The organism is Exiguobacterium sp. LL15 (genome assembly GCF_024436095.1).
In the GTDB taxonomy this organism is placed as follows: domain Bacteria; phylum Bacillota; class Bacilli; order Exiguobacteriales; family Exiguobacteriaceae; genus Exiguobacterium_A; species Exiguobacterium_A indicum.
The window spans coordinates 199,277-223,784 of sequence record NZ_JANFNX010000004.1; the positions used below are offsets into that span (position 1 = coordinate 199,277).

General features: G+C 50.5%; 22 protein-coding genes, 1 rRNA gene and 1 riboswitch. Of the genes, 1 reads left to right on the plus strand and 22 read right to left on the minus strand.

Translation table 11 applies throughout. From position 1 onward, the window contains the following. Positions 1-8 precede the first annotated feature (8 nt). Positions 9-1,187: a CamS family sex pheromone protein gene (locus NOM72_RS15295; RefSeq protein ID WP_023467087.1), complete on the minus strand. Its 1,179-nt coding sequence runs from the start codon at positions 1,185-1,187 to the stop codon at positions 9-11. A 134-nt stretch (positions 1,188-1,321) separates the two neighbouring features. Here NOM72_RS15295 and NOM72_RS15300 point away from each other — a divergent pair, with 134 nt between their 5' ends. Continuing rightward, a complete protein-coding gene (locus NOM72_RS15300; protein ID WP_023467085.1) occupies positions 1,322-1,903 on the plus strand; it encodes a class D sortase in 582 nt (193 codons plus the stop codon). 72 nt (positions 1,904-1,975) lie between these two features. Here NOM72_RS15300 and ligA read toward each other — a convergent pair whose 3' ends face one another. From ligA to rrf, 21 genes are all read right to left on the minus strand, one after another. Beyond that, complete coding sequence (gene ligA, locus NOM72_RS15305) at positions 1,976-3,970, minus strand: NAD-dependent DNA ligase LigA (protein WP_255999439.1); 1,995 nt, start codon at positions 3,968-3,970, stop codon at positions 1,976-1,978. Between the two features lie 14 nt (positions 3,971-3,984). Beyond that, positions 3,985-6,210 (minus strand): DNA helicase PcrA, encoded by a 2,226-nt coding sequence (gene pcrA / locus NOM72_RS15310; protein WP_050678990.1) that lies wholly within the window; start codon positions 6,208-6,210, stop codon positions 3,985-3,987. 45 nt (positions 6,211-6,255) lie between these two features. After that, the gene (pcrB, locus tag NOM72_RS15315; protein ID WP_035398956.1) at positions 6,256-6,939 is read right to left on the minus strand and encodes a heptaprenylglyceryl phosphate synthase; all 684 of its coding nucleotides are present in this window, start codon (positions 6,937-6,939) and stop codon (positions 6,256-6,258) included. Positions 6,940-7,013: 74 nt separating this feature from the next. Continuing rightward, a complete protein-coding gene (locus tag NOM72_RS15320; RefSeq protein ID WP_035398958.1) occupies positions 7,014-7,238 on the minus strand; it encodes a hypothetical protein in 225 nt (74 codons plus the stop codon). Between the two features lie 12 nt (positions 7,239-7,250). After that, the gene (locus tag NOM72_RS15325; RefSeq protein ID WP_050678989.1) at positions 7,251-8,630 is read right to left on the minus strand and encodes a TrkH family potassium uptake protein; all 1,380 of its coding nucleotides are present in this window, start codon (positions 8,628-8,630) and stop codon (positions 7,251-7,253) included. 37 nt (positions 8,631-8,667) lie between these two features. Further along, entirely contained in the window at positions 8,668-8,982 is a 315-nt protein-coding gene (locus NOM72_RS15330) for a YerC/YecD family TrpR-related protein (RefSeq protein WP_023467078.1), read from the minus strand. Positions 8,983-9,050: 68 nt separating this feature from the next. Continuing rightward, positions 9,051-10,790, minus strand: a complete 1,740-nt coding sequence (locus tag NOM72_RS15335; RefSeq protein WP_023467077.1) for an adenine deaminase C-terminal domain-containing protein — start codon at positions 10,788-10,790, stop codon at positions 9,051-9,053. Positions 10,791-11,000: 210 nt separating this feature from the next. Further along, complete coding sequence (gene purD, locus NOM72_RS15340) at positions 11,001-12,263, minus strand: phosphoribosylamine--glycine ligase (RefSeq protein WP_255999442.1); 1,263 nt, start codon at positions 12,261-12,263, stop codon at positions 11,001-11,003. Between the two features lie 15 nt (positions 12,264-12,278). After that, a complete protein-coding gene (purH, locus tag NOM72_RS15345; RefSeq protein WP_035398962.1) occupies positions 12,279-13,799 on the minus strand; it encodes a bifunctional phosphoribosylaminoimidazolecarboxamide formyltransferase/IMP cyclohydrolase in 1,521 nt (506 codons plus the stop codon). Further along, entirely contained in the window at positions 13,796-14,371 is a 576-nt protein-coding gene (gene purN / locus NOM72_RS15350) for a phosphoribosylglycinamide formyltransferase (protein ID WP_023467073.1), read from the minus strand. The genes purH and purN overlap by 4 nt, the downstream gene beginning before the upstream one ends. Beyond that, the gene (gene purM, locus NOM72_RS15355) at positions 14,368-15,402 is read right to left on the minus strand and encodes a phosphoribosylformylglycinamidine cyclo-ligase (protein WP_255999443.1); all 1,035 of its coding nucleotides are present in this window, start codon (positions 15,400-15,402) and stop codon (positions 14,368-14,370) included. The genes purN and purM overlap by 4 nt, the downstream gene beginning before the upstream one ends. A gap of 16 nt (positions 15,403-15,418) precedes the next feature. Next, positions 15,419-16,828, minus strand: a complete 1,410-nt coding sequence (gene purF, locus NOM72_RS15360) for an amidophosphoribosyltransferase (protein WP_133208497.1) — start codon at positions 16,826-16,828, stop codon at positions 15,419-15,421. Continuing rightward, the gene (gene purL / locus NOM72_RS15365; protein ID WP_035398968.1) at positions 16,804-19,023 is read right to left on the minus strand and encodes a phosphoribosylformylglycinamidine synthase subunit PurL; all 2,220 of its coding nucleotides are present in this window, start codon (positions 19,021-19,023) and stop codon (positions 16,804-16,806) included. Before purL ends, purF begins: the two co-directional genes overlap by 25 nt. Then, positions 19,004-19,687 (minus strand): phosphoribosylformylglycinamidine synthase subunit PurQ, encoded by a 684-nt coding sequence (gene purQ / locus NOM72_RS15370; protein ID WP_255999444.1) that lies wholly within the window; start codon positions 19,685-19,687, stop codon positions 19,004-19,006. The genes purL and purQ overlap by 20 nt, the downstream gene beginning before the upstream one ends. Beyond that, positions 19,684-19,932 (minus strand): phosphoribosylformylglycinamidine synthase subunit PurS, encoded by a 249-nt coding sequence (gene purS / locus NOM72_RS15375; protein WP_023467069.1) that lies wholly within the window; start codon positions 19,930-19,932, stop codon positions 19,684-19,686. Before purS ends, purQ begins: the two co-directional genes overlap by 4 nt. After that, the gene (gene purC, locus NOM72_RS15380; RefSeq protein ID WP_023467068.1) at positions 19,929-20,636 is read right to left on the minus strand and encodes a phosphoribosylaminoimidazolesuccinocarboxamide synthase; all 708 of its coding nucleotides are present in this window, start codon (positions 20,634-20,636) and stop codon (positions 19,929-19,931) included. Before purC ends, purS begins: the two co-directional genes overlap by 4 nt. A 59-nt stretch (positions 20,637-20,695) precedes the next feature. Continuing rightward, positions 20,696-21,991: an adenylosuccinate lyase gene (gene purB / locus NOM72_RS15385; RefSeq protein WP_035398969.1), complete on the minus strand. Its 1,296-nt coding sequence runs from the start codon at positions 21,989-21,991 to the stop codon at positions 20,696-20,698. Further along, entirely contained in the window at positions 21,988-23,091 is a 1,104-nt protein-coding gene (purK, locus tag NOM72_RS15390) for a 5-(carboxyamino)imidazole ribonucleotide synthase (RefSeq protein ID WP_255999445.1), read from the minus strand. Before purK ends, purB begins: the two co-directional genes overlap by 4 nt. Continuing rightward, entirely contained in the window at positions 23,088-23,579 is a 492-nt protein-coding gene (gene purE, locus NOM72_RS15395; RefSeq protein ID WP_023467065.1) for a 5-(carboxyamino)imidazole ribonucleotide mutase, read from the minus strand. The genes purK and purE overlap by 4 nt, the downstream gene beginning before the upstream one ends. Before the next feature lie 89 nt (positions 23,580-23,668). Then, positions 23,669-23,770: riboswitch (purine riboswitch) on the minus strand. 209 nt (positions 23,771-23,979) lie between these two features. After that, a complete protein-coding gene (locus NOM72_RS15400; RefSeq protein ID WP_023467064.1) occupies positions 23,980-24,177 on the minus strand; it encodes an NETI motif-containing protein in 198 nt (65 codons plus the stop codon). 99 nt (positions 24,178-24,276) lie between these two features. After that, positions 24,277-24,392, minus strand: a 5S ribosomal RNA gene (rrf, locus tag NOM72_RS15405). Positions 24,393-24,508: the final 116 nt, after the last annotated feature.

Here is a 24,508-nt window from a genome sequence, read left to right on the forward strand (position 1 = left end):
TCGAGAAATCAGCGAATCTTGACGATCGGTTTCTTTGTATCCGGATCGAGGAATAGCATCGCTTCCGTATCCCCGTTCAAGTTCGTCACAGTAATCGTCGTTGGAATGTTTCGATTATACTCCCAACGATTCTCAAGCAGATACGTCACGTACTGAACGAATGCGACGAGTTCTGCTTTTCCGTAAAATTGAACGGGAATCTTCATCTCAAGCTTTTTCAGTTCATCTTCTTGATAGAAGCCTTCCCCCATCATACCAGTGTAGTTCGGGAAGTAGTCTTCTAGACGGTCTTTGAATAAATCGAATTTCGCCGCATCATCCCGCACATCATTCGTCGCACGTGCCGACGGGTAGTAATAATAGCGCTCATTGTAGTTTTTCCAGTCGTTCGCACTGATTTGATTCCCGCGACCGATGAAGGCAGACGAGAGATAGTGACCGGAAACCGGTGACCCTTCTTTTTCCTGGAGGTAGAGAGCGACGTGAATCGGTGTCGTCTTCATCCCTTGTGTCTTACGCATCTTCTTGACTAAATCATTCGCCATCCGCTTTCCTTCAGCAACGACTTTCTTTTCATCAAGTTTAACGGTATAGGTTGGTCCATAGTTTTCATCTTGGAACACATACTCACTATTTAAGACAAGCGCAATCGACGTGCCACCGAGTTCGAGTTTCTTATCTTCTTCAAGCATGTAGTCTTGCTCTAAGATATGCGATAGAATCATAGGTGACTTTTGATTTTTTTCTTTATACGACTTACCAGACGTATAAGCTGGGTTCAGACCTTCAGGATCGCTGACGCCATCGCCTGCTTTTCCTTTTCGCAACAACCATTTCGCGATTTGGTCGGCTTCGAGTAACTGACCTTCTTGGTAATAGTATTTTTCCGGATCAAAAAACTGTGTCGAGTGACGCATTAAACCCGTTTCGATTTCATCAAGCTCAAGACGTGAACTGACACGTTTTTGTGTCATTCCACGTGCAACACTTGGACGAAACGGCAAGACCGTCCGGTAGTACGAATCCGTTGTATCAATGGCTGGACTGACAACGGCTTGGACTTCCTTACCTTGTTCACTTTCAGTAATGACTTCTTTCGTATCGCTCGTTGGCGAAAGGTCGAACGAACAAGCACCTAAAAATAACGTGCTCGATAACGTCAACGCTACTGCTGTTTTATAGTTCATCTCTATTTGCACCCCATGTTTTTAAATCGTTCTCTTTATCATAACAGAATCGTTTTCCATCGGGGAAGGACAAGTTTTTCCCTGATTTTTAAAAAAGATGATGCGCCTTAGCGTATCCGAAAGGACTTTTTCTCATGACACGTCGTAAATTCATCGGTCTGCTTTTTTTACTCGCAGGCATCGCTCTGATCGCTTGGCCCTTCATCAGTGACTATCAGCGTGAACAAGAGGCAGCCAATTTAAAAGAACAATGGACAAAAAGTCTAAAGACCGTCGATGCAAAAGAGACGAAACAACCGCTCGCAAAATCAGGTGTTGGACTGCTATCGATTCCAAGCATAGATTTCGAGCAAGTCATCTTAGAAGGCTCGACGACAGCGGTCTTAGACCGTAGTATCGGTCATATTCCAGAAACCGGATCACCCGGAAAAGGCAATTATGCGCTCGCCGGACACCGAAGTTTCACGGAAGGGCTTCATTTCAATCGCCTGCCTGACGTCAAAAAAGGCGATACCGTCGTCGTCACGACAAAAACACATCGGTATACGTACCGCATCACATCCAGTCGTCTTGTCACACCGACGACATTGTCCGTCCTCGATCAATCTGTCGCTTCCCCAACCATCACATTAATCACCTGTGATCCACCAGAAACGGCAACGAATCGTCTCATCAAACAAGGTACTTTGATTCGGAGCGAGACGATTGCTTCGTGACAAGGATGAACACGAAAAAAGGAAGGCGGAATTCCGCCTTCCTTTTTATTTGATTGTTCTCATTCATTCTTCTCACGCTTCGTGTTTAGCTAATTCTTCTAACAGACGTGCTTCATCCCAAATTTCGATACCAAGCGATTCCGCTTTCGTCAGTTTAGAGCCTGCCTTTTCCCCTGCGACGAGTACGTCCGTCTTTTTACTGACACTTCCTGTCACATCGGCTCCGAGTGCTTCGAGTCGTTTACCGGCCTCTGACCGTTTTAAGCTCTCGAGCGTCCCCGTCAAGACGATCGTTTTGCCGCCGAGCGGTGCATTCGTCTGATCGACCCGTTCCCCAAGGAAACGTTGATTAACGCCGAGTTGTTCCAAATCACGAATCAATGCCTGTGCTTCCGGATGTTCGAAGTACTTCACGATTGAATCTGCGATTTTCCCACCGATGCCATCGATTGCGACAATCTCATCGTAGCTTGCAGCCGCAATCCCTGCTAACGAATCAAAACGTTCCGCTAAAAGATATGCTGCTTTTTGACCGACGAGACGGATTCCGAGACCAAACAAGAGACGCTCGACCGAGTTCTGTTTCGAAGCTTCGATCGCCGCAAGTAATTTATCAACGGACGTCTCACCCATTCGATCAAACGTCAATAATTCCTCACGATCGAGTCGATATAAATCGGCAATCGTCCGGATTGCTTCATGATCATACAATTGACGGACGACTTTTTCACCGAGACCATCGATGTTCATCGCCTGACGCGAAACGAAGTGAATGATACCTTCCATCAATTGCGCTGGACATTCCGGACTGACACAGCGGATGTCGACTTCACCTTCGAGACGGACAAGTTCCGATTGACAGGCCGGACAATGCGTTGGGAAGACGATCGGTGTCTCTTCTCCTGTCCGTTCTGCCTTGACGACTTGTACGACTGCCGGGATGACATCGCCTGCTTTTTTAATGATGACCGAGTCCTGAAGGCGGATATCTTTTTCAGCGATGAAGTCAGCGTTGTGTAGTGTCGCATACGTCACCGTCGATCCTGCGACGACGACTGGTGCAAAACGGGCGCGAGGTGTGACTTTCCCGGTCCGACCGACACTGAAATCAACGTCTTCTACCGTCGTCATGACTTCTTCCGCTGCAAACTTATAGGCTGTTGCGAAGCGGGGACTTTTTGCTGTGAAGCCGAGCTCCTCCTGATCATCGTATCGATCGACTTTCAAGACGATTCCGTCAATCTCATATGGCAGGCTCGCGCGTGCTTCCGTCCAGTGCGCGATATAGGCAAGAATCTCTTCCACCGTCTCACACGTCTGCATATGTTGATTGGTCGGTAACCCGAGTGAAGCGAGTTGGGCCATCGCTTCGCTATGTGAACGGGCCGTCAACGTATTGACGCCGACGCCATACACGAACAACGACAGATTGCGCGACGCTGTAATCGACGAATCCAGCTGACGCAGACTACCTGCGGCCGCATTACGCGGATTCGCGAACAATGTCTCTTCCCGGCTTGCCCGGTCTTCATTCAAGCGTTCGAACGATTGTTTCGGCATGTAAGCCTCACCGCGGACCTCGACCGTCTCTTCTGCCTGCAAACGCAGCGGTAACGCTTTGATCGTCCGTAGGTTCTGCGTGATGTTCTCACCGACTGTTCCATCGCCACGCGTCGCCCCACGAACGAATCGACCGTCTTCGTATTTCAGCGAAATCGCAAGTCCATCGAATTTCAGTTCGGCGACATACGTCGTCGAACGTCCGAGCGACCGCTCAATCCGAGCAACCCATTCGCGAATTTCCGTCTCATCAAAGACGTTTCCGAGCGACAGCATCGGTAAATCATGCGTCACCTTCTCGAACGCTTCGAGCGGTGCCGCGCCGACGCGTTGCGTCGGCGAATCCGGTGTAATCAGTTCTGGATGCTCTGTTTCTAACTCCGTCAGTTCACGAAGTAATTGATCGTACGTCGCATCCGGTACCGTTGGTTGATCCAGTACGTAGTATTCGTAGCTGTATCGGTTCAATGTTTGACGAATCTCATCTATACGCTGGCTTGCGTCCATCTGTGGACCTCCCGTCATACCTTTTTAATCGGTGCGAATTTCGCGAGCAATCGTTTGATTCCGACTGCTGGGAATGCGATATCGATTTCAAGATTATCCCCTTCACCACGAGTCTGGACGACTGTACCGAGTCCCCATTTCCCGTGCTCTGCCTTATCTCCGACCGACCAACCTAGCGTTTCCGCACCTGACGTCTTCATTGCTGTCGGTTTACTGATCGAGCGACCGATGACGGCCTTGCCTTGCGGGACAGGACGGTCTTCCCATGGGAGTGGCTTCGCTTTTTTACCAGTCCGCTCGATGACGACTTCCGGCAGCTCTGCTAGGAACCGTGATTCTTGGTTCGCGTTCGTCCGTCCATAAAGGGAGCGCATCCGCGCATGTGACAAGTAAAGGCGTTTCTCAGCACGTGTGATCCCGACATACGCGAGGCGACGTTCTTCTTCCATCTCGTCTTCATCTTGAAGCGAGCGGCTATGTGGGAACAATCCTTCCTCCATCCCAATCAAGAAGACGACAGGGAACTCGAGTCCTTTTGCCGAGTGAAGCGTCATCAACGTGACTTGTTCTTCCGGATCCGTCTCGTCGAGTGAATCAACATCGGCGACGAGTGTCAAATCAGTCAAGAAGGCGATGATCGTCCGGTCTTCTGGATCGGCTTTCGCCGTCTCCTTCTCAAAGTTTTGTGCAACGGTGATGAACTCGTTGATGTTCTCGAGACGACTCTGCGCTTCAAGTGTCTTATCTTCCTTCAGTACTTGGCGGTAGCCTGATTTCTCGAGCACTTCTTCGACTAGTTCCGAAAGGCTGATGAATTCTTGCATTTGGCTGAGTCCGAGAATCATCGTCCGGAAATCCGTCAGCTTCGCTGCCGTCTTTGGTGCGATACTCGACAATTCGATATCGCGAATCGCTTCCATCAATGACACACCTTGTAAGTCGGCGAAATCACGCAGCTTATCAATCGTCGTCGCACCAATCCCGCGTTTTGGTTCGTTGACGATCCGCGCGAATGACAGGTCTTCATCTGGATTCGAAATCAATCGGAGATAAGCAAGCACGTCCTTGATCTCTTTACGATCGTAGAACTTCGTGCCGCCGATCATTTTGTACGGAACGTTCGACTTAAGAAGCGTTTCCTCGATCGCACGCGATTGCGCATTCGTCCGGTACAGAATCGCAATATCGCTCAGTTTCATCCCGTAACGAAGCGAGTTCCGAATCTCCTGGACGATATAAAAGGCTTCTTCCCGCTCATTCTCTGCCGTATGAACGACGAGCTTCTCGCCTTCATCATTATCCGTCCAAAGTTTCTTATCTTTGCGTGTCGAGTTGTTTTGGATGACATGGTTGGCTGCTTCCAAGATTCGTTTGGAAGAACGGTAGTTTTGCTCGAGTAAGATGACAGCTGCATTCGGATAGTCCTCTTCGAACGAGAGGATGTTCGCGATGTCAGCACCACGCCAGCGATAGATCGACTGATCCGAGTCTCCAACGACACAGAGATTCTGATGTCCCGATGCTAACAGGTTGACGAGATCATACTGGGCTTTGTTCGTATCTTGATACTCATCGACATGAATGTAGCGGAATTTCTTCTGATAGTAAGCAAGGACATCCGGACTCTTCTTGAACAATTCCGTCGTTTTTCCGATCAAATCATCAAAGTCGAGCGCGTTGTTCCGGCGTAAGACCGCTTCATATCCTTTATAGATTTCAGCAACTGTCTTTTCATACGGGCTCGTCACGATCGAGGCGTAGAATTCAGCACTGCGTAATTCATTTTTCTGTGACGAGATGATCGTCAGCATCGAACGTGGATCCCATTTTTTCGGGTCCAAGTTTTGTTCCTTTAAGACGAGCTTGATCGCCGACTGCTGATCACTTGAATCAAGAATCGTGAAGTTACGATCGTATCCAAGCTGATCGATGTCGCGACGTAACATCCGGACGCACATCGAGTGGAAGGTCGAGACCCAAATATCGTTCGCGACACCACCGACCAAACGACCGATCCGGTCTCGCATTTCTCGCGCCGCCTTGTTCGTGAACGTAATCGCGAGGATGTTCCACGGTGCGACTTGTTTAGCCGCCATCAAATAAGCGACCCGATGTGTCAGGACGCGTGTCTTCCCGGAACCGGCTCCTGCCATGATCAGCAGTGGACCTTCCGTATGCTTGACTGCTCTTGCTTGCTCAGGGTTTAGTCCACTGACGAGCTGTTCACTCAAATTAAACATATCAATAGCCTCATTTCTTATATTCCGAACTTTTGTTCCTATATTTTATCGTGTCGCTGCGACGGTCGCAAGCGCTGCTTTTAAATCCTCATAAATGACGTTCCCGACGACGATCGTATCCGCATACTGTAGCATCTCACGCGCTCGCTCTTCGGAGTCGATTCCTCCACCGTAAAACAGGCGTGCCTGCTTCAAGACATCGCGAACGGCTGCGACTCGTTCCGGTTCCCCGTAAACGCCGCTGTATTCGAGATACACGACCGGTAGACGGAATACGCTATCCGCTAACTGCGCATAAGCGACGGTCTCATCTAATGTTAGCGGTTTTGCTTGTGTCACATGCGCGACCTTCGCGTCAGGATTCAGGACGATATACCCTTCCCCGACAAGATCAGCATGCGCCAGCATATGACCGACTTGTTCTAACGCCTCGACTTGTTTTTCGACGACGTACTCTAATGTACCCGCATTCAGGACCGTCGGTGTCAGATACGTATCAAATCCCATTGTTGCGGCTTCGAGTTCAGAAATCTCGAGTGCCACTGCGACTGGATACCGGCGCAAACGCATCAAGAGATCAAGCGTCGCATCGAGTGTGATGTCATCTGTTCCACCGACAAGAATCGCATCCGTTCCGGACGTCGCAATCGCCTGCAGGCTAGCATCATCAATTGGTTTTGCTGGATCTAGTTTAAAGACATGTCGCCATTCATTAAAAGGTAATAACACGGTTCGTCCCATCCTCTCTTTCTCATTCCACATTCAGTATAAAACAAAAAACCATCTCGCGCAGGGCGAGATGGTTAGACGTGTGTCCGTCGTTTCGTCAATAACGATGCGAGTAACAACGCAAAGACGGCATATACCGGCACGAACGCCCACGGTTCTGCCAAAAAGAAGCCGAGTACCGGAACGTCCAGTAACGGCGAATCCGGTGAACAGAGTGCTCGGCCGTTGACGAGCGCCAAAAACGGTAAGACAGGAACAGCAAAGATATAGGCGAAGTTGATCCAAAAGGCACGTTTCATAAAAGAGCCTCCTTATCCGATGATGACGGATTCCTTCGGATAGTTGTAGTTACGTTTCGGTTGGTTCGCTTTCAGGAGAAGAACGAACGAGATGACACCGATTCGACCGATGAACATCAACACGGACAACGTCCATTTTCCGATATCCGATAATTGATCCGTGATGCCGAGCGATAGACCGGTCGTTCCGAACGCTGAACAGGCTTCAAAAAACAGCACGAGGAACGGGGCATCTTCGACAAGCAATAAAACGATCAATCCGACCATCGTCACACCAGTCGAGACGACGATGACGACGAAGGCTTTCCAGATGTCTGACTGACCAATCTCACGACCGAAGATTTTGATCCCGTATTCGCCTCGGATGAAGGCGATGACACTCAAGACGGCGACGGCGAACGTCGTCGTTCGAATCCCCCCACCAACGGAAGACGGTGACGCTCCGATGAACATTAAGAGCGACAAGACGAAAATCGATGCCTGCGAGAAGGACGTGATGTCGACCGTCGTCAATCCCCCGTTTCGGGTCGTGACGGATTGGAACAAGGCGTCGACGAGCTTCTCATCGATCGGTAAACCTTTAAAGGATTGGTTCCATTCAAATAGCAGCAATGCTACCGTTCCGAATAGGACGAGAATGAAGAACGTTGACGCCGTCAATTTCGTAAATAGTGAAAAGTGATACGGTTGACGTGTCGCTTGGCGTGTCGCCCGGTACGAGATGTAGCGCCGGACTTCAACGAGTACCGGAAACCCGATTGCGCCGAGCGTCAGCAACAAAATTTGCATGAAGACGACGAACAAATCACCGCGAAACGGTAGTAACGATTCACCCGTGATATCAAAACCGGCATTCGTCGTCGCACTGACCGATCCAAACAGTCCTTGGAGCATCGCTTCACCGAGTGTCGGAAAATATTTCGTATAGTACAGCCCGAGAATCAATGCCCCAATCAATTCAATCGAGACAATGATCAAGATGACTTCGCGAATGTATTTGACGACCCCTTGCATCGTCGTCTGGTTCTGATCTCGGACGACGAGTTGGCGTTCCCGAAAGCCGATTCGTTTTCCGAGAATGACCCACATCGCGATATGAAGCGACATCAAACCAATTCCGCTGACTTGCACTAAAATCATGATCATGAAGTAGCCGAACGTCGTGAAGGTTTCTGAGACCGAGACCGTCGTCAAACCCGTGACACTGACACAACTAACCGCCATGAAGACGAGGTCCGTGAAATCCCAGTTGTAGTCTCCCTTGGTCGACCACGGCAGACCGAGTAGGATGATCCCGATGATGACCGCAACGAAGTAGATGATGACGAGCGACTGGATGGGCGTCAGCCTTCGAATGAAATGTTGAATTTTATGTTGTAACGCAAAATCCAATATGACACGCCCCCCTTCATAGAAGTAGCGGATAACATTAGTTATCCGCTACTTCTTGCTCGATAAGACCTAGGCGGGCAAGCGCCAGATCATAACCGCCCGAACCGTAGTTCAAGCAACGTTTGACACGCGAGATCGTTGCTGTTGAAGCACCGGTCGCCTTTTCGATTTTGTGATACGTATTGCCTTCACGTAATTGACGTGCGACTTCAAGACGTTGGGCGAGCGCCTGGATTTCGTTGACGGTCGCTAAGTCTTCGAACAACGTATAACAATCTTCTAATGAATCCATCTTCATGATGGCTGTAAATAACTGATCCAATTCTTTTCCACGCAATTTATCGAGTTGCATCTTGTGACTCCCTTTCCCATTCAATTGCTCTTTAATAGTTTAAAGCGCGACGTTTTAAAATTCAAGCATCATCGCAAAATCGCTGGGAAAAGGACTTTTTTCCGAAGGACTTCGTATATTCCCTGTGGCGTGATCCGCACATATGGCAAGTGAGTTGATGCTAGGAATAGCAACGTATAGACAGGATCTTCAAACGCATAACCGCGTTCGAACAAGGCTTCCCGTAGAGCGGTTTCCTGAACAATCAAATCTTCGAGTGGCAAGTCGGACGTCTGCCCCATCAAGGTCAACGGAACTTCAGCGATGACTTCTCCGTCCTCGACGAGAACGATTCCGCCGCCGAACGCTTTCATTCGATCAAACGCGACTTGCATGTCTCGTTTCGATTTACCGATCATCAAGATATCACCGCTAATCGAGTACGAACTGACGAGACCACCGACTTGTGTCGCAAAGTTTTTCAGAACGGTATTCAGTCGCCACTTCCCTTCCCGGTCGAGTAACATCAGGAAGGATTCATCACATCCTGTCGGTAGCACAGGCACACTTGTATCGTGTTCGACTTGATAGAGCTTCATGATGACGGAATTGACCATCTCAAGACCAACCGGCATGCTAAACGAAAAATCCTGTTCCGTTAAGGAAACCTGGACTTCCGAGCGTGGCATGAGCGCATAGACAGCATCAAGCGCTTCTGCCGGGTAACAGGGGATGTCGGCTTGACGGACCCATGTGCCGCGCGCAAGTACGGCGACAGGTGTCGGTGCATCTTTTGCCTCAAGGAAATTGAGATGCGCGATTCGTCCTGGTGCGATACTCCCGAGTAGATGATCGAGATTAAAATGACGCGCTGCATTGTACGACGCGATCCGGTACGCTTCTTCGACCGGGATGCCTGCTTCGAGCATCAATCGGATCGTCTCATCCATCATGCCTGCCTTATAAAAGGACGGCGTTGAACCATCTGTCGTCACTAGCACCTTATCGAACTGCGTCAACCCTGCTTCGACGAGACCTTTAAAGATATCCGGTAGATCTGGACGAATCGATGAATAACGAATTGTCGTCGTATAGCCAAGTTCAAGACGTGTCATCGCTTCTTCGACCGTCATCGCTTCGTGATCGCTCGTCACGCCATACAGCGCCATCTTCGTCAGCGTCTTCGCTGAAGCACCAGGGAAATGACCTTCGATCGGTTTTCCGAGTTTGATCGCATCCTGCATCCAATGGAGCAATTCATCGTCCCCTTGCGAGAGACGTGGCCATCCCGTCAACTCACCTGCTTGGATGACTTGTGGATGCTTGAGCCACGCTTGAATCCGGCGATTATCGATCGAGATACTGTCGGCATCAAGCTCGGTTTGTGCGTCGAGTCGTGCCCACCAGTACATCGAGGTTGGTAAGTCTGCTAGCGCCTCAACTTGAGCAAACGCTTGCTCCGTCGGCTCTAATAATAACAACATATTGTCGTTGACGAGCGTCGATGTTCCCCGCTCTGCTGCGAATTTTGCAAGACTCGCTGGATTGTAAAGTTGGAACGGATGGGCATGGGGTTCAATGTAACCGGGTACGATATATTGACCTGTCGCATCATGGTACGCATCGGCTTGTTCCGGCATCTCTGGACCGACATAGACGATCCGGTCGCCACTAATCCAGATGTTCGCCGTCCGCCATGCTTTGACGCCATGATTCAGGTAAGTGGCATTCTGTATGACAAGTGTCGGTGCAAGCTTTCCGCTGATGACCGCTTGGTGTGTTCGTACTTCAGATTTCGTCCAAGGGGATCTTCCACAATTTTTTTTCACGAAAGCTCGACCTCCTTTGTTTTATTGAAAACGCTTTCTTATAGTTCTTATACTAAAATGTTGCTAAGTAAGTTTCAAGAAGTTTTGCCCCGTTCCGGATTCATTTGGTCAAAATAACACAAATTCGCCATGGAAGACAAATCTTTTCGTGCACTTCGCCAAGAAACAAAAAACCAGACGAGGCTCCTTCGAGCACGTCTGGTTCAGATATCATGATTCATGCGAGGCACGAAAGGCTTTTTGAGCGATATCAGTTCGGTAAAAGAATGGCTGATCCGTCACGTCTGGTAAGTTTGCATAGACCTGTTCGACAGCCTGCTCGATTGTCTCGGCACGGCTGACACACACGAGGACACGTCCACCAGCTGAGACAAGTTGATCGTTTCGTCCTGCCGTTCCGGCATGAAAAACGAGAAGATCATCCCCGATCTGGTCAAGTGGAATCACTTGTCCCGTTTTTGGCGCTTCCGGATATCCTTCTGCTGCGACGACGACACCGACAGCTGCTTGATCCGTCCAAACGACTTCTGGTGTCTGTCCGTCCATCAGCGGCATGATGACATCAAGCAACGGCGTCTCTAAGCGCGGGAGAATGACTTCTGTCTCCGGATCACCGAACCGAGCATTGAACTCGATGACGAACGGTCCTTGTTTCGTCAGCATCAGACCGGCATAGAGGAAGCCGGTGAACGGAATCCCTTCGCTTGCCATCTGATCGACGAGCGGCTGAATGATGCGATCAACAGCTTCTGTCGTCAACGCCGCTTCGTCCCACTGAGGTAGCGGAGAATACGCGCCCATTCCTCCTGTGTTCGGACCTAAGTCCCCGTCAAACGCCCGTTTATGATCTTGCGACAATACCATTGGAATGACCGTCTCTTCGTGAACGAATGCCATCAACGAACACTCTTCTCCGATCAGGCATTCTTCGATGACGACGCGGCTTTGTTGACCGTATTCCCCGGCAAACGTATCGTGGATTGCTGCAAGCGCTTGGTCCACAGTTTCTGCGACTGTGACTCCTTTTCCGGCAGCGAGTCCGTCGGCTTTGATGACGATCGGTGCACCCGCTTCGCGAACATACGCTTCTGCTTCTGCTGCTGAAGTAAAGACAGCGTGAGCAGCGGTCGGAATACCGGCACGCGCCATCAATTCTTTCGCGAACTGCTTACTTCCTTCGATCGCCGCCGCTTCCCGTGTCGGTCCGAAGATTTGCAGTCCCGCTGCCTGAAAGGCGTTAACGACTCCGAGAACGAGTGGTCCTTCTGGTCCGACGATCGTCCAATCGATCTGTTCGTCTTGTGCGAACGTCACGAGTTCATCGATGGCATCTTCGGCGATCGGAACACATGTGGCTTGTGTCATCCCGGCATTCCCAGGCGCAGCATACACTGTCTCGATCCGTTCATCCTGTGCCAGCTTCCAGACGAGCGCGTGTTCACGCCCTCCTTTACCAATCACCAATACCTTCATTCAAATCGCCTCCGCTTAGTGTTTGAAATGTCGAACGTTCGTAAAGACCATCGTAATGCCATGTTTGTTACACGCATCGATTGACTCTTGGTCGCGAATCGAGCCGCCTGGTTGGATAATTGCCGTAATGCCAGCTGCTGCTGCCGCTTCGACCGTATCGCCCATTGGGAAGAAGGCATCGGAAGCAAGGGACGCGCCAATTGCTTTTTCTCCGGCTTGCGTAATCGCGATGTTCGCTGAACCAACACGGTTCATCTGTCCTGCACCAACGCCGACCGTTACTTCGTCTTTCGCGAGAACGATCGCATTCGACTTGACGTGTTTGACGGCGCGCCATGCGAGTTTCAAGTCCTCCCATTCCGCTGCTGTCGGTTTGCGGTCCGTGACGACGCGTGCGGCTGCATCATCGAGCGTCTCATCGTCACTGTCTTGGACGAGCATGCCGCCAGCGACTGCCGTATAACGGATCGCTTGGACACGTTTGACGTCGAGTTCAAGCAGACGGATGTTCTTTTTCGCTGACAACAAGGCGAATGCTTCTTCCGTGAAGGATGGTGCGATGATGATCTCAAGGAAGATGCCGCTTAATTGTTCTGCTGTCTCTAGGTCAACTTCACGGTTCAAGGCGACGATGCCACCGAAGATTGATACTGGATCTGCTGCATGTGCGCGGCGGAATGCCTCTCCAATCGTTGGACCGACGGCAACTCCACACGGGTTCATGTGTTTGACGACGACGGCTGCTGCTTCGCGGAACTCATCAAGGATTTCGAGTGCGGCGTTGGCATCTTGGATGTTGTTATACGACAACTCTTTACCGTGCAACTGTTTCGCTGAAGCGAGGGAAGCCCCACGGTAAATCGGTGTTTTATAAAAGGCTGCTTCTTGATGTGGATTTTCTCCGTATCGAAGGTCTTGGACTTTCTCAAGCGTGATCGTCAACTGATCGGGGAACTTCTCGCCTGTTTGCGTCAAGAAATAATCCGCAATCAACGCATCGTACGCCGCTGTATGCCGGAAGGCTTTCGCCGCAAGACGTTGACGTGTCTCAAACGTCGTACCGCCTTCACGAATCTCAGCAACGACCGTTTCGTAATCAGCTGGGTCGACGACGACCGTGACAGCCGCGTGGTTTTTCGCTGCTGAACGCAACATGCTTGGCCCACCGATATCGATGTTCTCGATCGCATCGGCATAGGCGACGTCTTCTTGTAGGACCGTCTGCTTGAACGGATACAGATTGACGACGACGAAATCAATCGGTTGAATCTGTTGCGCAGCCATCTGCTCACGATGGGATTCAAGATCACGACGACCGAGTAATCCACCATGAACCATTGGATGGAGCGTTTTGACACGCCCATCGAGCATTTCTGGGAATTGTGTGACTTCACTGATACCAATGACCGGAAGCCCAGCTTCCTCTAATGCTTGATGTGTTCCGCCTGTCGAGACGAGCTCGATCCCTGCTTCATGGAACGCTCGTCCTAATTCGACGATTCCTGTTTTATCCGACACACTAATTAACGCTCTCATACGTTTGCCTCCTCTTTCATCCACTCTTCGATGACTTGCGGATACAGTCTATGTTCGACACGCTGAATCGCTTGTTGCAATGTTTCACGCGTCATCTCTTCTGTAATCCGGACGGCTTCTTGAGCCATGATCGGTCCTGTGTCCATGCCTTCATCGACTATATGAATTGTAACACCTGTGATTTTAACTCCGCCACGAAATGCTTGTCCGATCGCATCTTTTCCCGGGAAGGCCGGCAGTAGCGACGGGTGGATGTTGACGATCCGCCCTGCGTATCGTCCGAGCAACTCTTCCCCAATCAATCGCATATAGCCGGCGAGAATGATCCGTTCAACGCCTTTTGCTTCAAGACGGGCAATGATTTCCCGCTCAAAACTCGGTTTATCCGGATAGTCCTTCGCCCGAAAGACGAAGACGTCACATCCGCGTCGTTTCGCCCGTTCAATGACTGCTGCGTCCGGTTGATCGCAGACGATCAGTTCAATCGAGGCATGTAACGTTCCTGCCTCGATTGCTTCAAAAAGTGCTTCGACATTACTACCGCTTCCTGATGCAAAACAGGCGATCTTCATGCGTCGACTCCTTGAATTCGAACACCTTCTTGATCGGTCACGTGACCAATCACGTACGCCGTCTCATTTTCACGAGCGAGGCGTGCTGTTACTTCCGCGACATCTTCTGGTTTGACGATCAACATGAAACCAATCCCCATGTTGAAGACATTATACATGTCATGTCGTGGAAGGTCACCCGCTTGCTCGAGCCAGTCGAAGACTGGTAACGTCGGCCACTTTTTCGGGTCGAACGATGCACCGAGACCTTCTGGCAAGACGCGTGGTACGTTCTCGTAGAATCCCCCACCCGTAATATGAACCATCGCTTGGATCTTTTCCGTCTCAAGGGCTGCTTTGACCGCTTCGACATAGATACGTGTTGGCATGAGGAGCGCATTTCCGAGCGTATGACCGAGCATCATGACTTCATCTTCGTATCGGAGACCACTGTCGGCGACGATTTTACGGACGAGTGAGAACCCATTTGAATGGACGCCAGACGAAGCGAGACCGAGAATGACATCTCCTGTTGCGACCTTATCACCTGTGATCAATTTTTGTTTCTCGACGGCACCGACGGCGAACCCGGCGATATCATATTCGCCGTCCGCATACATCCCTGGCATTTCCGCTGTCTCGCCGCCGATTAACGTACATCCCGCCTGGACGCAACCTTCTGCGACACCTGCGACGATCCGTTCGATCTTCGCCGGAATTGCCTGACCGAGCGCGATGTAGTCAAGGAAATAAAGTGGTTCCGCGCCTTGGACGATGATATCGTTCACACACATCGCGACACAGTCGATCCCAATCGTATCGTGTTGTTCCAGTGCGAAAGCGAGCTTGAGCTTCGTACCGACACCGTCTGTCCCACTGACAAGGACCGGTTCTTTCAACTGCAATTGGCTGAGGTCGAACATCGCACCAAAGCTACCGAGTCCCGTCAATACTTCTTTGCGCATCGAACGGGCGACGTGTTTTTTCATTCGGGTGACTGACTCATATCCTGCTGTCAGACTCACACCTGCTGCTTCGTAATGTTTGCTCATGTTCTTCCCCCATCTATCAAAGTTTAGCTTCTAACTCGAGCGAACCGAGCGGTGTCGGATACTCTCCTGTGAAGCAAGCAGTACATTGTCCTTTTAACGGTCCATCGAACGGGCGATCGATCGCATCGACCATGCCCGGTACAGTTAAGAATTCAAGTGAATCCGCACCGATTTCCTGACGGATTTCTTCCGGCATCAACCGAGCAGAGATTAACTCGTCTTTTGACGATGTATCAATCCCGTAATAACATGGATTCGTAATCGGTGGTGCCGTGATGCGGACGTGGACTTCCGTCGCACCCGCTTCCCGTAACAAACCGACGATGCGTCGACTCGTCGTTCCCCGGACGATCGAATCATCGACCATGATGACACGCTTTCCTTGCACGACGCCGCGTAGCGCGGACAACTTCATTTTGACCCCACGTTCCCGTAACTCCTGTGACGGCTGGATGAACGTCCGTCCGACATACCGGTTCTTGATCAATCCCATTTCATATGGAATACCGCTCGCTTCCGCGTAGCCGATCGCTGCCGAGATACTTGAATCCGGCACCCCGGTAACGACATCTGCTTCGACCGGTGCTTCTTCATACATCTTTTTCCCGAGTGCTTTGCGAGCCGTATGGACGTTGACGCCATCAATGATTGAATCTGGGCGCGAGAAGTAGATGTATTCCATCGAACACATTGCTCGTTCACGTGGTTCCATGTATTGACGAGACGACATGCCGTGTTCTGTGATCGTTACGAGCTCCCCTGGCTCGATATCACGAATGAACTCCGCGCCGACGATATCAAAGGCACATGTCTCTGACGCGAATACGATGCCGCCGTCTGGTGTCTTCCCAAGTGACAGTGGACGCAGTCCGTGTGGATCAACTGCTACGAATAACGTGTCTTCCGTTAAGAAAAGGAAGGCGAACGCCCCAACGAGACGCGCGAGACTGTCGGCAATCCGGTCTTCGAGTGTGTCGAGCTTACTGCGTTTGACGAGATGGGCGACGACTTCCGTATCACTCGTCGTCTGAAAGATGGCACCCTCTGCTTCTAACAGGTGCTTCAGTGAATCCGCGTTGACGAGGTTTCCGTTATGTGCGAGGGCGAGATCTCCCGTCCGCGATTTGAAATGCAGCGGTTGAGTGTTCTCAAGCGTGTTTCCTCCTGCTGTCGAATACCGGACATGTCCGATTGCATGATGTCCTTTCAGATTCGTCAGTGTCTCTTCCGAAAAGACTTCCGTTACGAGTCCTTGCCCGCGATGTGGGAAGAGGTCGTCACCGTCACTCGTGACGATGCCTGCCCCTTCTTGTCCCCGGTGTTGCAAGCTATGCAAGCCGTAATAAGCAAGTTGCGCCGCATTCGGTTGTCCGAAGATCCCGAAGACGCCACACTCCTCATTTAGTCCTTTGATGTCATATAACACGCGATTGCTCCTTCCCAGTCTCCCTGTAAGGTCGAACGGTCTGCTTCGATCCGTGTCTCTGCCGTTTCGATGACGAGAAGCTCATCGTTCGTAACGACACCGATCGCTTGAGCACCAGTCCGTTGTTCGAATGCTGTGACGTGCGCTTGTGGCACCGTAACGATGAAGCGTGATTGCGATTCGCTGAACAGGTGTAAGGTCGGTCCGTCGAACTGAACCGTCAACCCGAGGTTCGTCCCAAACGTCATCTCAGCGAGAGCGATGGCAAGACCACCTTCTGATACATCATGCATCGCATTGACTTCACCTGCTTGTACTGCCTGCTGTAACAATTGTAAGCGTGCGTGTTCGACGGCTAAATCGATCTGTGGTGCGCGACCGAATGATTTACCGAATTGCATATATTGAAGTTCACTGCCGCCAAACTCGGCTGTTGTTTCTCCTAATAGATAAATCTGGTCACCAGCTTGTTTGACGTGTTGTGTCGTGATCCATTCGGTTTGCTCGTGTAATCCAACCATTCCGACGACCGGTGTCGGGTGAACCGCTTGACCGGCTGACTCGTTGTAGAGTGAGACGTTTCCACCGATGACAGGTGTCTCAAGGACACGACATGCTTCTGCCATACCGGCTGTTGCTTGTTGCAACTGCCAGAAGCCTTCTGGTTTATCCGGATTTCCGAAGTTCAGACAATCCGTGATGGCGAGTGGTGTCGCCCCACTCGCGACGATATTACGTGCTGCTTCTGCTACCGCAATCTGTCCACCGACGTATGGATCCAAGTAGACGAAACGGCTGTTACAGTCGGTCGTCATCGCGAGCGCTTTGTTCGTGCCGCGGACACGAATGACGGCTGCGTCTGATCCTGGTGCGACGACGGTCGATGTCTGGACCATATGATCGTACTGATCGTAGACCCAGCGTTTTGAAGCGATCGTCGGCTGACGGAGTAACGCCCGCCATGTCTCAACGACATCTTCGACGACTGGAAGCGTCTCTTCCATCGCTTGGAATGCTTCATAATACGCAGGAACGCGGGATGGTTTTTCGTAGACTGGTGCTTCTTCTGCTAACGCATCAACCGGAACTTCTGCGACGATATCTCCATGATGAATCAACCGTAAGACTTTCTCTTCAATGACTTCTCCGACGTGAACGGCATGGAGTCCCCATTTGCTGACGATTGCTTCGATCTCTGCTTCGCGACCACGCTTGACGACGAGTAACATCCGCTCTTGTGATTCCGAGAGCATCATTTCGTAGGCAGTCATCCCTGTCTCTCGTTGCGGGACGTCATCGAGGTGCATCTCGATGCCCATACCGGCTTTTGAAGCCATCTCTGCTGAAGACGATGTCAGTCCGGCAGCACCCATGTCCTGCATCCCGACGAGTGCCGGATGCCCGACGATTTCAAGACACGCTTCAATCAATAGCTTCTCCATGAATGGATCGCCGACTTGAACAGCCGGACGTTTTGCTTCCGTATCCTCTCCGAGATCCTCCGAGGCAAACGTCGCACCATGGATCCCGTCGCGTCCAGTAGCTGCACCGACGTACATGACCGAGTTGCCGACACCTTTTGCCTGACCTTTTTGAATATCGGCATGGTTGATTAAACCGATACACATCGCGTTGACGAGTGGATTGCCTTCATACGAGCGATCAAATCCGATTTCGCCACCGATCGTTGGAATACCGACACAGTTGCCGTAACCGGCGATTCCGGCGACGACTTGTTCGAACAGTTGATTGACACGTGGTGTACCGAGATGACCGAAACGGAGCGAGTTCATGAGTGCGACCGGTCGTGCGCCCATCGAGAAGATGTCACGAATGATTCCGCCGACGCCTGTCGCAGCCCCTTGATACGGTTCAACAGCGGATGGATGGTTGTGGCTTTCGATCTTAAAGACGACTGCCTGCTCATCGCCGATATCAACGACACCTGCACCTTCCCCTGGTCCTTGTAAGACACGTGGTCCAGTCGTCGGGAATTGACGGAGGACAGGTTTAGATGTCTTGTATGAACAATGCTCGGACCACATGACTGAGAACAATCCTGTTTCCGTATAGTTCGGTTGGCGTCCGAGTAAATCGACGACCATCTGGTATTCTGTATCACTCAAGCCCATCGTGGCATAGACGCGTTGCTCTTGAATCAATTCTGGTGTTGGTTCAGACTGTTGTTTTAGCATGGTGTGCCCCCTGTTTGACGAGTGAAGTAAAGAGTTTTAGTCCATCTGTTCCGCCGGTCAAGAGTTCGACCGCTCGTTCCGGGTGTGGCATCATCCCAAGAACGTTGCCGGCTTTGTTCGTGATTCCGGCGATATCGCCGCGCGAGCCGTTCGGATTGTCGACATATGTGAAGGCGATTTGTCCGTTCGTTTGCAGCATCGCGTAAGTCGCATCGTCGCAGTGGTAGTTTCCTTCACCATGCGCGATCGGAATCGAGATCGTCTCGCCTGGCAGGTAATCCGATGTAAAACGTGTCTTTGTATTCTCAACCTTTAGTTCAACCGTCCGGCACATGAACTTCAAGCCGTTGTTTCGGTGCAAGACACCTGGTAAGAGTCCCGCTTCGACAAGGATCTGGAATCCGTTACATACCCCGAGGACCGTTTTCCCTTCTGTCGCAAAACGTTTGACTTCTTCCATGATCGGTGAGAAGCGCGCGATCGCGCCGCAACGAAGGTAATCTCCGTAGGAGAATCCGCCCGGTAACAGGACGCCGTCGTAGCCTTCAAGTGATGTTTCGGTATGGAAGACGTATTCAGCTTCTTCTCCGAGAGCATCCTTGACCGCATGGTACATATCTAAATCACAGTTCGATCCCGGAAAGACGATGACCGCGAACTTCATGCTGGCGTCACCTCTTCGATCGTAATCTGGTAATCTTCCATCACCGTGTTGACGAGTAGTTTTTGACACATCTCATGAATCATCGCTTCTGTCGTTTCCGTTTCAACGAGCAGTTCAATCTGTTTTCCGATTCGGACACTCTCGACACCCGTAAAACCAAGCTGTTGCAATCCGCCTTTTACAGCAACTCCTTGTGGATCTAAAATGCTTTCCCGTAATGCGATCGATACGATGACTTTTTTCATTGTGTGTTTCCTCCTAGGCGATTGAATAGTGTTTGGTAGGTCTCTGTCAGTGAACCGATGTTGCGGCGGAAGACATCTTTATCGAGATGTTCTCCAGTTGCTTGATCCCACAAACGGCATGTATCTGGTGAAATCTCATCAGCTAGTAGAATCGTTCCGTCTGCCATCTTTCCGTATTCCAGTTTAAAATCAATCAACGTGATTCCGTTTTGACGGAAGTAAGGTTGCAAGACTTCATTCACGCGAAGTGCCTTGTCCGACAACTGTTTCAACTCTTCAGAAGTCGCAATCTTCAGTAAATTGATGTGTGATGAGGTGACGAGTGGATCGCCTAACGTATCATCTTTATAGTAGAACTCAACGATTGGTGTTTCGAGTACCGTACCTTCTTCGATACCGAGCCGTTTACTCAAGCTTCCCGCGACGACGTTTCGGACGACGACTTCGAGTGGAATGATGGTGACACGACGTACGAGCTGTTCGCGCTCCGAGACACGTTCAATGAAATGTGTCGGAATGCCCGCTTGTTCGAGGATTTCAAAGAAATGACTCGTCAACCGGTTGTTCAATTCGCCTTTTCCAGCAAAGACTTCTTTTTTCTCGCCGTTGAATGCCGTGGCCTCGTCTTTATAGACGATCCGGAGCACATCCTGCTCCTGCGTCGTGTACAATCGTTTTGCTTTTCCTTCATAAAGTGGTTGCATCGCTTTCGTCCCCCATGATCCTAAGATGTAGACGGGGCAAGTGCCCCGTCTCAGGTTGATTAGTTCAAGCCACACCGTTCAAAGATTTCATCGACACGACTCGTATGATACGTCGGATCGAAACACGCATCGAGCTCTTCTTCTGTGAAAAGCTGTTGAATGTCCTGTTCTTGCCACAATAAGTCACGGAACATGATTTGTTCTTCCCACGCCTGCATCGCACGCGGTTGAACGAAATCATACGCTGCTTCACGCGACCAGCCTTTTTCGATTAAAGCGAGTAAGACATGTCCAGAGAAGATGACACCAAACGTCCGGTCCATGTTCCGCTTCATGTTGTCCGGGAATACCGTCAAGTTCTTCACGATGTTTCCGAAACGGTTCAACATATAGTTGAGTAGTCCTGTCGCATCCGGAAGAATGATGCGTTCGGCCGAAGAATGCGAGATGTCACGTTCGTGCCAGAGTGAGACGTTCTCGTATGCCGTCACCATGTGTCCACGGATGACTCGAGCAAGACCTGTCATGTTCTCTGAACCGATCGGATTTCGCTTGTGCGGCATCGCCGATGATCCTTTTTGACCTTTAGCGAAGAATTCTTCGACTTCACGTGTTTCCGTTTTTTGCAGACCTCGGATTTCCGTTGCCATCTTTTCGATCGATGTCGCGATCAAAGCCAGTGTCGACATGTAGTGTGCATGACGATCACGTTGTAACGTTTGCGTGGAGACCGGAGCAGGCTTTGTCCCTAACTTTTCGCAGACATACTTTTCAATGAACGGATCGATGTTCGCGAATGTTCCGACGGCACCTGACATCTTGCCATATTCGACCGTCTCACGTGCTGCTTCGAAACGGACTTTGTTTCGTTTCATCTCTTCATACCAAAGCGCTAGTTTCAGACCGAACGTCGTCGGTTCTGCATGTACGCCATGTGTGCGTCCCATCATGACCGTATATTTATGTTCGTTCGCTTTGACTTTTAAGATGTCGATGAACCGATCGAGATCTGCAGCAAGAATGTCGTTTGCTTGCTTCAACAGATACGAGAGTGCTGTATCGACGACGTCCGTTGACGTGAGTCCGTAATGGACCCACTTGCGTTCTTCTCCAAGTGTTTCAGAGACAGCGCGCGTAAAAGCGATGACATCATGACGTGTCTCTTGCTCGATTTCAAGGATGCGGTTGACATCAAATGAGGCATTGTCCCAAAGCAACTGGACGTCCTCTTTCGGGATGACCCCTAGTTCACTCCATGCTTCACACGCAAGGATCTCGACTTTTAACCAAGCCTCGAATTTGTTTTGTTCGGTCCAGATCGCTTTCATCTCAGGACGTGTATACCGTTCGATCATTGAACTGTCTCCTTCCATATCGACAGGCGTTCGACTTCTGCCAAAGCATCGTCGACGGTATCCGCAAGAATGTTCAAATGGCCCATCTTGCGTCCTGTCTTGGCTTCTGCTTTTCCATATAAGTGAACTTTCGTCCGAGCGTTTAGTCTCGGTAGTTCCTCGTATAATGCTGTGACATGCTGACCCAGGATGTTCGCCATGACGACCGGTGTCGTCAGACGGGTATCACCGAGTGGGAGACCACTGATGGCACGGATATGTTGCTCGAATTGGGATGTTTCGCAAGCATCAATCGAATAGTGACCCGAATTGTGTGGTCGGGGTGCTAGTTCATTGACGATTAGTCGAGAACCAACGACAAACAACTCGATGGCCAGTGTACCGATCAGCCCGACGGCATCCGCGATCGATTCAGCGAGCGCAATTGCTTCTTGTTCGAGCGATTCAGAAATGCGTGCCGGTACAATCGATAGATGCAAAATGTTCTCTTGGTGAATGTTCTCACTGACTGGGAAGACACGTGTTTCTGTTGCGCTTCGAGTGACGATGACGGAAATTTCCTGATCAAACGGTAACCACTGCTCCGCAACATACTCTGTCGGTTCGAATCGTTCGATTGCCGCTTGGAACTGTTCTTCCGTCCGGATGACGGTCTGTCCTTTTCCGTCATAGCCGAATCGTGCTGTCTTCAAGACGAACGGTAACCCGAGTCGCTGTTTTGCTCCCTCTAAGTCAGAAGGATGCGTCACCGGATAGTACGGAGCGACAGAGTGTCCAATGCGTTCAATCATCTCTTTTTCCCGTACCCGATGTTGCGTTTGAAAAAGGAGATCCGTTCCATGAATCAGTTTCGTCCCGATTGCTTCAGCGACTTCCGTTGAGATGTTCTCAAATTCATAGGTGACGACATCTGATTCAGCTGCGAGCTGTTTGGCTGCCTCGACATCCGTGAAGGGAGCTTGGATATGTTGATCCGCCACTTGCGCACATGGTGCGTTGTCTGTTGGGTCGAGTGTCAAAATCTCAAAGCCCATCTCACGGGCCGACAGAGCCATCATTCGACCAAGTTGACCGCCGCCTAATATCCCGATTCGTTTCATAGCAGGTTCCCTCCAGATGCAATGACGTCTCCTTCTAGTTCGACTCGCATATGATCGAGCTTGCGGGCAAGTCGTTCATCTTGAATCGAGAGAATTTGAGCAGCTAGCAATCCGCCGTTTTTTGCGCCTGCTTCTCCGATGGCAACCGTTGCGACCGGTACGCCACCTGGCATTTGAACGATCGAGAGCAAGGAATCAATTCCTTGGAGCGCTCTACTCTTCACAGGAACACCGATGACGGGTAATGTCGTTTTAGCAGCGACCATGCCCGGTAGATGAGCAGCACCGCCTGCACCGGCAATGATGACCTTCAGTCCTCGTTCACGTGCTGATTCAGCATAACGAAACATTAGATCCGGTGTCCGGTGTGCGGAAACGACTTTCTTTTCGTATGGAATCTCAAGTTGCTCCAACACATCACATGTATGTTTCATCGTTTCCCAATCCGATTGACTTCCCATGATGACGCCGACTTCTACATTTCCCATCGCTGTTTCCTCCTTTGTGCATAAAAAAAGCCCAAACCACGGCTAAAAGGGTGGCTTAGGGTATAAAAAGGTACGCCAAAGAAATATCGACGAACATCCATATACCCCATAGTCCAACGATTTAGGGTCGTTGGGTAGAAACTTGCAAGCCATATCCCTGCTATTATACGAGGTGTTTATATTCAATCATCCTGTCACGACTTCATCTTAACAAGTCCATCCCAAGGCGTCAACCAAAGGCGAACAATTTAATTGTCTGAAAATTTATCGTTCGGTTTTAAAAGTAGTTTTTCTGATTTCATCTAGTGTCCATTCGGAGTTTATTTTCTTGAAAGGCATCACATGGAATCAAGCACTAAAAAAAGCACCCTCCACATGATTCGGAGGATGCTCTAGGCAGTTATTCGTTCTCTTTCACTTTGCAATCGAAGACGATTTGCTGACGAATTGGATACGGTTCGCCATTAGCGTCTAATCCAAAGATCGGTTCTTCTCGTCGGACCGTCGGGCGGTATCCCATGGCATCGATACGATCCAAACAGGCACCAATCGTCTCGTTCTCTTCGACGGCTACGCGTAGTTTCGTTTTTTTCGCCATATCCCTGTTCAGTCCCTTCATTAAAATGGATACATGTCTTTCTACAAAAAGACACAAAAAAGCGGCGGCCCTTGAGCGTATGCTCCAGAACCACCGTTTGCCTGGCAACGTCCTATCCTCACAGGGGGAAGCCCCCAACTACTTTCGGCGTTCAAGTGCTTAACTTCCGTGTTCGGCATGGGAACGGGTGTGACCACTTGGCTATCGTCACCAGACGATCAGGCTCGCGCCCTCAAAACTGAAGTCATCAACAAGCATCTGCTAGAACAAGGCCTCGACCGATTAGTATCACTCAGCTCCACATGTCGCCATGCTTCCACCCGTGACCTAT

What these genes read in the sequence shown, in the direction of transcription:
- purC (WP_023467068.1), bottom strand. Translation starts at nt 20,636, where the DNA reads ATGCAACCACTTTATGAAGGAAAAGCAAAACGATTGTACACGACGCAG.
- purD (WP_255999442.1), bottom strand. Translation starts at nt 12,263, where the DNA reads ATGAAGGTATTGGTGATTGGTAAAGGAGGGCGTGAACACGCGCTCGTC.
- NOM72_RS15330 (WP_023467078.1), bottom strand. Translation starts at nt 8,982, where the DNA reads ATGCAACTCGATAAATTGCGTGGAAAAGAATTGGATCAGTTATTTACA.
- NOM72_RS15295 (WP_023467087.1), bottom strand. Translation starts at nt 1,187, where the DNA reads ATGAACTATAAAACAGCAGTAGCGTTGACGTTATCGAGCACGTTATTT.
- purK (WP_255999445.1), bottom strand. Translation starts at nt 23,091, where the DNA reads ATGAAACGAATCGGGATATTAGGCGGCGGTCAACTTGGTCGAATGATG.
- purH (WP_035398962.1), bottom strand. Translation starts at nt 13,799, where the DNA reads ATGAGAGCGTTAATTAGTGTGTCGGATAAAACAGGAATCGTCGAATTA.
- NOM72_RS15300 (WP_023467085.1), top strand. Translation starts at nt 1,322, where the DNA reads ATGACACGTCGTAAATTCATCGGTCTGCTTTTTTTACTCGCAGGCATC.
- purL (WP_035398968.1), bottom strand. Translation starts at nt 19,023, where the DNA reads ATGCTAAAACAACAGTCTGAACCAACACCAGAATTGATTCAAGAGCAA.
- purQ (WP_255999444.1), bottom strand. Translation starts at nt 19,687, where the DNA reads ATGAAGTTCGCGGTCATCGTCTTTCCGGGATCGAACTGTGATTTAGAT.
- NOM72_RS15400 (WP_023467064.1), bottom strand. Translation starts at nt 24,177, where the DNA reads ATGGCGAAAAAAACGAAACTACGCGTAGCCGTCGAAGAGAACGAGACG.
- NOM72_RS15320 (WP_035398958.1), bottom strand. Translation starts at nt 7,238, where the DNA reads ATGAAACGTGCCTTTTGGATCAACTTCGCCTATATCTTTGCTGTTCCT.
- pcrA (WP_050678990.1), bottom strand. Translation starts at nt 6,210, where the DNA reads ATGTTTAATTTGAGTGAACAGCTCGTCAGTGGACTAAACCCTGAGCAA.
- purS (WP_023467069.1), bottom strand. Translation starts at nt 19,932, where the DNA reads ATGAAAAAAGTCATCGTATCGATCGCATTACGGGAAAGCATTTTAGAT.
- purN (WP_023467073.1), bottom strand. Translation starts at nt 14,371, where the DNA reads ATGAAGATCGCCTGTTTTGCATCAGGAAGCGGTAGTAATGTCGAAGCA.
- ligA (WP_255999439.1), bottom strand. Translation starts at nt 3,970, where the DNA reads ATGGACGCAAGCCAGCGTATAGATGAGATTCGTCAAACATTGAACCGA.
- purM (WP_255999443.1), bottom strand. Translation starts at nt 15,402, where the DNA reads ATGAGCAAACATTACGAAGCAGCAGGTGTGAGTCTGACAGCAGGATAT.
- purE (WP_023467065.1), bottom strand. Translation starts at nt 23,579, where the DNA reads ATGGGAAATGTAGAAGTCGGCGTCATCATGGGAAGTCAATCGGATTGG.
- purB (WP_035398969.1), bottom strand. Translation starts at nt 21,991, where the DNA reads ATGATCGAACGGTATACACGTCCTGAGATGAAAGCGATCTGGACCGAA.